General features: G+C 63.8%; 9 protein-coding genes. 3 read left to right on the top strand and 6 right to left on the bottom strand.

All coding sequences use genetic code 11. From position 1 onward, the window contains the following. Window positions 1–130: 130 nt before the first annotated feature. The 5 genes from EOD07_RS13480 to EOD07_RS13460 are packed head-to-tail and all read right to left on the bottom strand — an operon-like array spanning window position 131 to window position 3,839. Window positions 131–919 carry a FadR/GntR family transcriptional regulator gene (locus tag EOD07_RS13480; RefSeq protein ID WP_127235803.1) on the bottom strand — a complete coding sequence of 263 codons (789 nt, stop codon included), beginning with the start codon at window positions 917–919 and terminating at the stop codon, window positions 131–133. A 56-nt stretch (window positions 920–975) separates the two neighbouring features. Continuing rightward, window positions 976–1,323 carry a RidA family protein gene (locus EOD07_RS13475; RefSeq protein WP_127235802.1) on the bottom strand — a complete coding sequence of 116 codons (348 nt, stop codon included), beginning with the start codon at window positions 1,321–1,323 and terminating at the stop codon, window positions 976–978. 10 nt (window positions 1,324–1,333) lie between these two features. Continuing rightward, a complete protein-coding gene (locus EOD07_RS13470; RefSeq protein ID WP_041004263.1) occupies window positions 1,334–2,140 on the bottom strand; it encodes an SDR family oxidoreductase in 807 nt (268 codons plus the stop codon). Next, window positions 2,133–2,945 (bottom strand): shikimate dehydrogenase, encoded by an 813-nt coding sequence (locus tag EOD07_RS13465; protein WP_041010105.1) that lies wholly within the window; start codon window positions 2,943–2,945, stop codon window positions 2,133–2,135. The genes EOD07_RS13470 and EOD07_RS13465 overlap by 8 nt, the downstream gene beginning before the upstream one ends. Before the next feature lie 3 nt (window positions 2,946–2,948). Then, on the bottom strand, window positions 2,949–3,839 hold the full coding sequence (locus tag EOD07_RS13460) for a 2-hydroxy-3-oxopropionate reductase (protein WP_127235801.1): 891 nt from the start codon (window positions 3,837–3,839) through the stop codon (window positions 2,949–2,951). A 111-nt stretch (window positions 3,840–3,950) separates the two neighbouring features. On the opposite strand from EOD07_RS13460, the gene EOD07_RS13455 reads away from it, so the two are divergent. Both EOD07_RS13455 and EOD07_RS13450 read left to right on the top strand, forming a co-directional pair. Then, entirely contained in the window at window positions 3,951–4,715 is a 765-nt protein-coding gene (locus EOD07_RS13455) for an aldolase/citrate lyase family protein (RefSeq protein ID WP_127235800.1), read from the top strand. Between the two features lie 14 nt (window positions 4,716–4,729). Continuing rightward, a complete protein-coding gene (locus EOD07_RS13450; protein WP_127235799.1) occupies window positions 4,730–5,947 on the top strand; it encodes an FAD-dependent oxidoreductase in 1,218 nt (405 codons plus the stop codon). A 271-nt stretch (window positions 5,948–6,218) separates the two neighbouring features. On the opposite strand, the gene EOD07_RS13445 is transcribed toward EOD07_RS13450, so the two are convergent. After that, a complete protein-coding gene (locus tag EOD07_RS13445; RefSeq protein WP_127235798.1) occupies window positions 6,219–7,499 on the bottom strand; it encodes a cytochrome P450 in 1,281 nt (426 codons plus the stop codon). A 143-nt stretch (window positions 7,500–7,642) separates the two neighbouring features. Between EOD07_RS13445 and EOD07_RS13440 the strand changes: the two genes are divergently transcribed. Continuing rightward, window positions 7,643–8,445 (top strand): SDR family oxidoreductase (locus EOD07_RS13440; protein WP_164772226.1); only part of this gene is annotated, 803 nt, incomplete at its 3' end.

Genomic DNA, 8,445 nt, shown 5'->3' with positions numbered 1-8,445 from the left:
CGTGATCCGCGAGGCCGCAAACCAAAGAAAAACAATGCCTTCAACGGCGAGAGAACGGGATCCTGCCGCCAGGCGAAGCAAAACATGGCTTTCGCAACCGCGTGACGGTTTGCGTGTTCAGGCTCGAGGCCTATGCTCCTGTCGGCAGCGGTCTTTTCATCCTCGTGAAGAGCGAAGCCGCGGCGGCCTTTTGCTCGGCATCCGTCGCCTCGATCCCCGACGCCTTCGCCAGCGCGCGCACACGACCCAGGCTGTTTTGCAGATGCTTGCGCATGGCTTGCCGGGCCTTGCCGCCGTCCTGTCTTTCGATGGCGTCGACGATGGCTTTATGCTCGCTGTGGATGCGCGCGTAGTAGCTGTCCTTGAGCGCCGGCTCGACCACGTAGCCGAGCTGGAAACGCGGCACGATCATCGGCCCGAGATAGGCGAGGAAGCCGTGGATGAATTCGTTGCGCGCCGCCTTGGCGATCGCGAGGTGGAAATCGTAGTCGTAATGAATCTGGACGGCGGCGGGGTCGGCGTGCCGGGCGTCGATGTCATCCATCATGACGCGGATATCACGGGCTTCCTTGTCGGTCCGCCGTTCCGCGCAGAGCCCCGCGGACTCCACTTCCACGCTCAGCCGCAATTCGAGCAAGGCGATGGTTTCCGGCAAGGTCCGCAGCGCCTCGTCCGGGATCGAGAAGTTGCGTGGAGCGGGTGTTTCGCTGACGAACATGCCGCGTCCCTGCTGCGGCACCACCATACCCTCCGAGCGCAGCCGCGCGACCGCCTCGCGCACCACGGTGCGGCTGACATCATATTCGGCGCAAAGCTCCGCCTCGGTCGGCAGTTGCGCGCCAGGCTGCAACTCACCGGAGCGGATTTTTTCGGCCAGGCTCTCCGCCACGACGGTGGAAAGCGGCTTGCGCTTCGTCATTCAGGTTCTTCCGTTCAAGTTCAGATTCGCGATGATGCCCGAACCGGCAGGACCATTCAAACCGCCGCTGTGACGATGAGTTCGACCAGCATGCCTGGCTTGGCCATCCGGCTTTCGCCGGAAGAGCGTGCCGGCGCATGCTCCTTCGGCATCCAGGCGTCCCAAACCGTGTTGACCTCGTCGAAATCGCGCACATCGTCCAGCCACATCTGGACATGCAGGATGCGGGTCTTGTCGGTGCCGGCCTTGGCGAGAAGCGCATCGATCTTGGCGAGAACCTCGCGCATCTGGTCGGCCGCGGACTGGCCCGGCCTCGCCACCTGGCCGGTGAGGTAGAGCGTGCCGTTGTGGATGACGCCGTGATGGATTCGGGTGTCGAAGTCGAAGCGCTGGATATCGCTCACGGTATGCCTCTCAGATTGCCGGCGTCTGCCGGATGGGATTGCCCTGCAGGTACTGCGCGTAGGGTGCCTGGACGAGCCAGCCGGCATCGACCGGAAGCGTGACGCCGGTGATCGAGGCGGCGCGGTCCGAGCAGAGGAACAAGGCTGCTTCGGCGACATCGCGCGGCTCGACGAAGCGGCGCAGCGCGGTCGTGGCCTGGATCGCTTCGGGCTTGCGTTCGCCCTTGGCGATCTTCGCCTTCAGTCCGTCCGACAACGTGTAGCCGGGCGCGACCGCATTGACGCGAACCCCGTGCGGGCCGAGCTCGGCGGCCAGCATCTGGGTGAGCGCCAGCACCGCATGCTTTCCCGGCGTGTAGGCCGGCAGCGACAGCGGCGCGAAGGAGGCGAGCGAGCCGACATTGAGGATCGCGCCGCGCCCGGCGGCCGACATCAGCCGGCCGAACACCTGGCAGCCAAGCAGGGTGCCGCGATAGTTGATGCGCCACATCTTTTCGTCTTCGTCGAGATCCTGGTCGAGCACATGCTTGCCGCTCTGCAGGATGCCGGCGCAGTTGACGACGACATGTGGCGTGCCGAACGTGTTCACGACGCCCGCCGCCAAGGCCTCGACCGAGACGGGATCGGCGACGTCGGTCTGGACGAAGAGGGCGCGCGGCGCGCCGCCGCGCTCGCAGGCATCGGCGGCTTCCTTGCCCCGGGCCGCATCGCGGCCGGCGACGACCACTTGATAGCCATCCTCGGCGAAGCGCTCGGCCATCGCGCGGCCGATGCCGGACGTGCCGCCGATGACGACGGCGGTCGATACGTCAGCCATTGCGGCGGTCCTTCCGCTCGATGTCGAAGAATTCGGCCATGGCCTCGACCTGGAAATCCATCATCGGGCGTCCCGGCTGGATGCGGCAGCCGATCTCCTTCGCCGCCTTGAGCAGCGGCGTCTCGGCCGGCTCCATGATGATGTCGACCACGGTCATGTTCGGCGTCAGCTTGCTCACGTCCATCGGCAGCGGATCGCCGGCCTTCAGCCCTGACGGCGTGGCGTTGATCGCCATGTCCATCCCGGACGGATCGGGCTGGCCGACCTCGATGCGGCAGTTGGGAAAAGTCTTGTTGACCAGCGAAGCGAGCTTTTGCGCGCGTTCCTTGTCGATATCGGTCAAACGGATTTCCGCCGCGCCTTCTTCGGCAAGGCAGTAAGTCAGCGATGCGCCCGCGCCGCCGGCACCGACCTGGAGGATGCGCCTGCCGGCGATCTGGTGCCCGCCCGCCTTCAGCCCCTCGATGAAGCCGACGCCGTCGAAATTGTCGGCATACCAGCTTCCGTCCGCCTGCCGGCGCACGGAGTTGGCGCTTTGCACACGCGAAGCGCGGTCATGGGCCGCCGCGCATTTGTGGTAGACCGGAACCTTGTAGGGCACCGAAATGATCACGCCGCGGATGTTTTCCGCCGCGGTGATGCCGGCCCAGAAAGTGTCGAAATCCTCCGGGCGGCAGCTCAACGGCACCATCAGGCTGTCGAGCCCCTTTTGCTCGAAGATCTCGTTGAAGATCCCGGGGCTCTTCGCATGGCCCACGGGATGGGCCAGCATGACGAAGACATCGGCCTTGCCGGTTCCGCGCATCGGTTATTCCTTTCCATTTGAGAGTTCGTGATCGCCCAGGATTTCGAGGGCCCGCACGAGCGACGAGTGATCCGCCTCCGCGCCGCCGGCTCGGGCCGAACACGCATTCATCAACTGCTGCGTTGTTGCCGTGCCCGGCAGGGCGACGCCGAGCGCTCGCGCGCTTTCCAGCGCAAGGTTGAGATCCTTCTGGTGCAGCCGGACGCGGAAGCCCGGCGCGAAGGTCCGTGCGATCATCCGCTCGCCATGCACGTCGAGCACGCGCGAGGAGGCGAAGCCGCCCATCAGCGCGCTGCGCACCTTGGCGGGATCGCAGCCGGCCTTGCTGGCGAAGACCAGCGCTTCGGCGACGGCCTCGATGTTGAGCGCGACGATGATCTGGTTGGCGATCTTGCAGGTCTGGCCGGCGCCGTTGTTCTCGCCGATCAATGTGATGTTCTTGCCGAGTTTCTCGAAGATCGGCCGCGCGCGCTCGAACTCGGCGGCCGGCCCGCCGACCATGATGGTGAGGCTGGCCGCCTTGGCGCCGACCTCGCCGCCGGAGACCGGCGCATCGAGATAGCCGGCGCCTGCTCCCCTGATCCTTGCCGCGAACCCGGCCGTGGCGATCGGGCTGATCGAGCTCATGTCGATGACCAGCTTGCCGGCTGAAATTCCCTCCAGCACGCCGTTCTGCCCGAACAGCACGCGCTCGACGTCGGGCGTATCGGGCAGCATGGTGATGACGATCTCGGACGCCCGCCCCACCTCGGCGGGAGAGGCGGCGACCGTTGCTTTCAGGTCGTTTGGAAGTGAGGAGCGATTGAGGACCGTGACGATCTGATGTCCGGCATCGGCGAGATGCCGCGCCATCGGAGCGCCCATGACGCCAAGTCCGATGAAGCCAATTTTCATACGCAACCTCCCGTACTTCGCCAGACCATCTTGCAGCTCGTCTAAGGCATATGATATAGGACATCATACAAATTTCAATCCATCTCTTCACGGCTGGAGACCGATCGCAAAATGCAGGAGCGCGTCAATTCGCTGAAGGCGGCCGTTCAGGCCGGCCGGGCTCATATCGGCATCTGGTGCTCGCTGGCCTCGGCGCTCACCACCGAGATCGTCGCGGGCTCCGGGACGGGCTGGCTGCTGATCGACGGCGAGCACAGCCCGAACGACCTGCGCAGCATCATGGCGCAGCTGCAGGTCGCGGCGGCGTTTCCCTGTGAGGCGGTCGTCCGCTTGCCATCCGACGATCCCAATCTGATGAAACAGGCGCTGGATGTCGGCGCCCGCAGCCTGATGATACCGAACGTGCGCACCGCCGAGCAGGCGCGCGCCATCGTCGCCGCGATGACCTATGCGCCGGGCGGCTTCCGCGGCTTCTCGGTCGGTCACCGCGCCAACGCGTTCGGCCGCATCGCCGGCTATCACGCCAAGGCGCGCGAGCAGCAGTTGCTGGCGGTGCAGATCGAGGACGAGACCGGTGTGGCCAATGCCGCCGAAATCGCCGCGGTGGACGGTGTCGACGTTCTCTTCGTCGGACCCGGCGACCTCTCCACCAATATGGGTTCGATGGGCAATCCGGGTGCGGACCATGTGCAGGAAGCGATATCGTCGGTGCGCACGGCCGCCGCCTCGGCAGGCAAGGCCAGCGGCATCCTGGCTCCCGTGAGGGCCGACGCCGACCGTTATCTCGCCGACGGCTTCACGATGGTGGCTGTCGGCTCCGACCTCGGCCTGCTGGCGCGGGGCTCGGACGCCTTGATCGCATCGTTCAACCAGTAGAGCGGAGTACAGAAATGGCGATCCCCCCTTACAAGGCCCCGGCGCGCAACGCCTATGACATCGTCATCGTCGGCGGCGCGGTCGTCGGTTCCTCGACGGCCTACTGGCTGAGCCAGGCGCTGGGCGACAAGGTCTCGATCCTCGTGGTCGAGCGCGACTCGAGCTACACTTTTTCTTCCACCGCGCTCTCAACCAGCGCGATCCGCCAGCAATATTCCAATCCGATCAATGTGAAGATCAGCCAGTTCGGCATCGAGATCATCCGTGGTTTTGCCGAGCGGATGGCGCCTTTCTACCCGAATGAGCCGGCGCCCGATCTCGGCTTCAAGGAGCACGGATATCTCTATTGCTGCTCGCCCGAGGGGGTGGACGCGGCGCGCGAACGGGTCGAGCTGCAGCGCAGCCTCGGCGCCCACACCGTCTTCCTTGAACCAGGCGCGTTGAAGGAACGTTTTCCGTGGCTCAATGTCGAGGATCTCGGCGGCGGCTCCTGGGGTTCGCGCGAAGAGGGCTGGTTCGATTCCATGGGCCTGCTGAACGGCTTCCGTCGTGCCGCGCGCGGCAGCGGCGTCGAATATATCGACAATGCCGTGACGGGATTGGACCTCGCCGATGGGCGGGTCGTCTCCGTCCGCCTTGCGACCGGCGAGACGGTTGCTTGCGGAACGCTCGTCAACGCGGCCGGTCCACGCGCGCAGCAGGTCGCCGCCATGGCCGGCCTTTCCATCCCCGTCGCGCCTTACAAGCGCTACAGCTTCGTTTTTGCCAGCGCCAATCCGATTCCGGGCCGGATGCCCAATGTCATCGATCTCTCCGGCACATTCGTGCGCCCGGAAGGCGAGCTCTTCCTCACCGGCAACACGCCGCAGGGTGACGGGCCGGCAGACTATGACGACTTCGAAATGCATTTCGAGGAATTCGACGACTATATCTGGCCGGCTCTCTGGCACCGCATCCCGGCCTTCGACGCGCTGAAGGTGCAGACGAGCTGGACCGGCCATTACGAATACAACATGCTCGACCACAACGGCATCGTCGGCTTTCACCCGGAGATCAAGAATTTCATGTTCGCCAACGGCTTCTCAGGCCACGGCCTGCAGCAGTCGCCGGCGGTCGGCCGTGCGGTGTCGGAGCTGATCGTCCATGGCGCCTTCCAGACGCTCGACCTGTCGCCCTTCTGCTATGAAAGGATCCCGCGCAACGAGCCGTTCCTGGAGGAAGCAGTGATCTAAAGCGCGTCGCGATCTTTCGGATTCGCTCCATGCGCTTAGGTTTTTGATTTTACGCATGTCTTCATCCCGAAACCGGTTCCCAGTTTCGGGAGACATGCTTTAGTGGGCTCGAGTGTTGGCTACCAACTATCTTGCTATCCCGGAACGGCGCGAAGGCCGATCAGCGACTTGCCTTCAGCAACTTGATGGTCCGGCCAATCCTTGGCGCCGCAATGGTTTGCCGGGCATGCGATCGCAAGCAGGCCGATGCGCCATAGTGTCGTGGTTTTAATCACCCCGTGCGTCTCTTTACGATCGCGGGCATGGCACTGAGCTGATTGACCATATGGCGAGGAATCCAGGTGACGCGATCACCGGAAAGTTCAACCTCGATATCTTTTTCAAGAAAGACATCCAGAAGAACCCGTATCAACATCACTCCCAGATGCCTTCCCGGGCAAATGTGGATGCCTTTGCCGAAGGTGGTCAGTCCAGCGTGGAGCCGGTTGATGTCGAAGCGTTCCGGGTCCGGAAACACCGACGGATCGTAATTGCCCGCCGCCCAGAGCATCGTCACGATGCTGCCTGCCGGTATTGTCTTGCCCCTGTATGTGAAGTCTTCGAGCGCGTATCTCTTCAGGAGGATGATCGGCGGTTCTATCCTCAGAGCCTCGGCGATCGCCTTGGCGGCAAGCTGTGGAGAGTTGCGAACTTGCGTCATGGCGTTCGGATCTCTTGCCAGGACGCAGAACGTATTGGCCGTGGCGAGCGCCGTCGTATGGAAGCCGTCGACCAGGTTGCCGGCGAGCAGTTGCCCAACGGATTTGGGCGCCACGCCCACCGCGAAGGGATCGTCGTCGCTGCGCAGCGTCGCGAGTTTTTCGGCTATTGCGGTTAGATCGGGATCCTTCGCCGCCAATCTGCGGGTCGCCACGTCGTCGAGTATCCGCGCATATTCGGCAAAGGCAAGATCGAGCGCCTGGAGATCGTCGGCATTGCGGCCTAGGCGGAAAAGTCTTGTCATCTCCCGCGTGCAAGCGCCGATCGTGTCTGCCTCGCTTTCCGTCAGATGAAGCAGCGAGCTCCAGAACGAGATCGTCAGCCTTTCAGCGATCGCGGATACGAAATCCAGCGGGCTGGAATGCTGGATCTGGTCAAGGACGGCGTGTGCCGCCTGGCGGCCCACCTTCTCGAGCACCGCGATCTGCTTCGGGCCAAGCCAGTCGATCAATATCTGCCGGGCAGGGCCGTGAAGCGGCGGATTGAAGGTGAAGACCTGGCTGGAGATGACGTCGGCGACGCCAGAACCGAGCCCCCTTGCAGGGCTGCCGTCACTGGTAAATCTTGCAGGATACAACTTGCCGATCGGCAGGTTGCCGATCTGCGGCGCCGTTCCGAATGCCTGCAGGTCTTCATGTCGAAAGACCACGAGCTGGTTCTGGTCGTTACGCAGGAACCGTGGCTCATCCAGTCTGAAAATGGTCCTGCAGAACTCACGGAAGTTGTCGCGGCCGCCCGAAAAACCCGCCTCGGCCAGGGAGGGCAGGTTCGCAATGTCCAGATGATCATTCATGGTTCGGTCTGCCTGTTAGGTCGATCGATGTGCATGGAACGGGCTGCTTGGCGCTGATGCCACTTGAAGGGATGCGCGTTCGTATGACAAGGTCCAACCAACACGATTTCCATTATTGGCAAAATTAAATCGAGGAACTGGGCGTGACGAAGAGAAATTTGCCGAAGGTGATGATCGTGACCGGAGGCGCTGCCGGTATTGGGGCTGCGATCGTCAAGCTGGCGATAGAGCAGGGCCACAAGGTCGCGATCGCGGACGTCGACATCGCCGCCGCAAGGCAACTGGCGGCGTCGCTCGGCGAAAGCGCGCTGCCCCTCGACCTCGACATATGTTCCGAAGCGCGTTGGAAGGCGGCGGTGGAGGCGACGTGCAGGCATTTCGGCCGGCTCGATGTTCTGGTGAACAATGCCGGCGTGGCACACCCGGGTCCGACCAGGGACGTGCCGCTGGAAGCGCATGAGCATACGCTGAGGGTAAATGCGCTGGGGCCGATGCTCGGAAGCCTTGCGGTCCTGCCCCATTTCCGGGCGCAGGGATCGGGCCACATCGCCACGGTCTGCTCGATGACGGCGTTTCTGACCCTGCCGGGGCTCGTCAGCTATGCAGCCTCGAAGCATGCGCTGCGCGCGATGCATCTCGGCCTGGCGTTGGAGGAGCGCGGCTCGCCCGTCGATTTCACGATCATCCACCCCGGCGCCACCGAAACGGCGATGCTCGAGATGGAAGCCGAGAAAGGGGTGACGGCAGCCTTTTCCCGCGAACCCGCGGCCCCCGAGGAGATCGCCGCAATCGTCTTGAAGGCGATACGCGACAAGAAGACGGAAGTTTGCATACCGGCAGCCCGCGGCCGCGTCGTAAAGGCGATCGGCGCCAATCCGCGCCGGCTTTTCGAGCTGGTCGAGAAAAACGAGCGGATCGGCGCGACGCAAGCATCGTCGCGCCGATC

Source organism: Mesorhizobium sp. M2C.T.Ca.TU.002.02.1.1, assembly GCF_003997225.1.
This window is presented reverse-complemented; position numbering and strand designations above follow the sequence as displayed.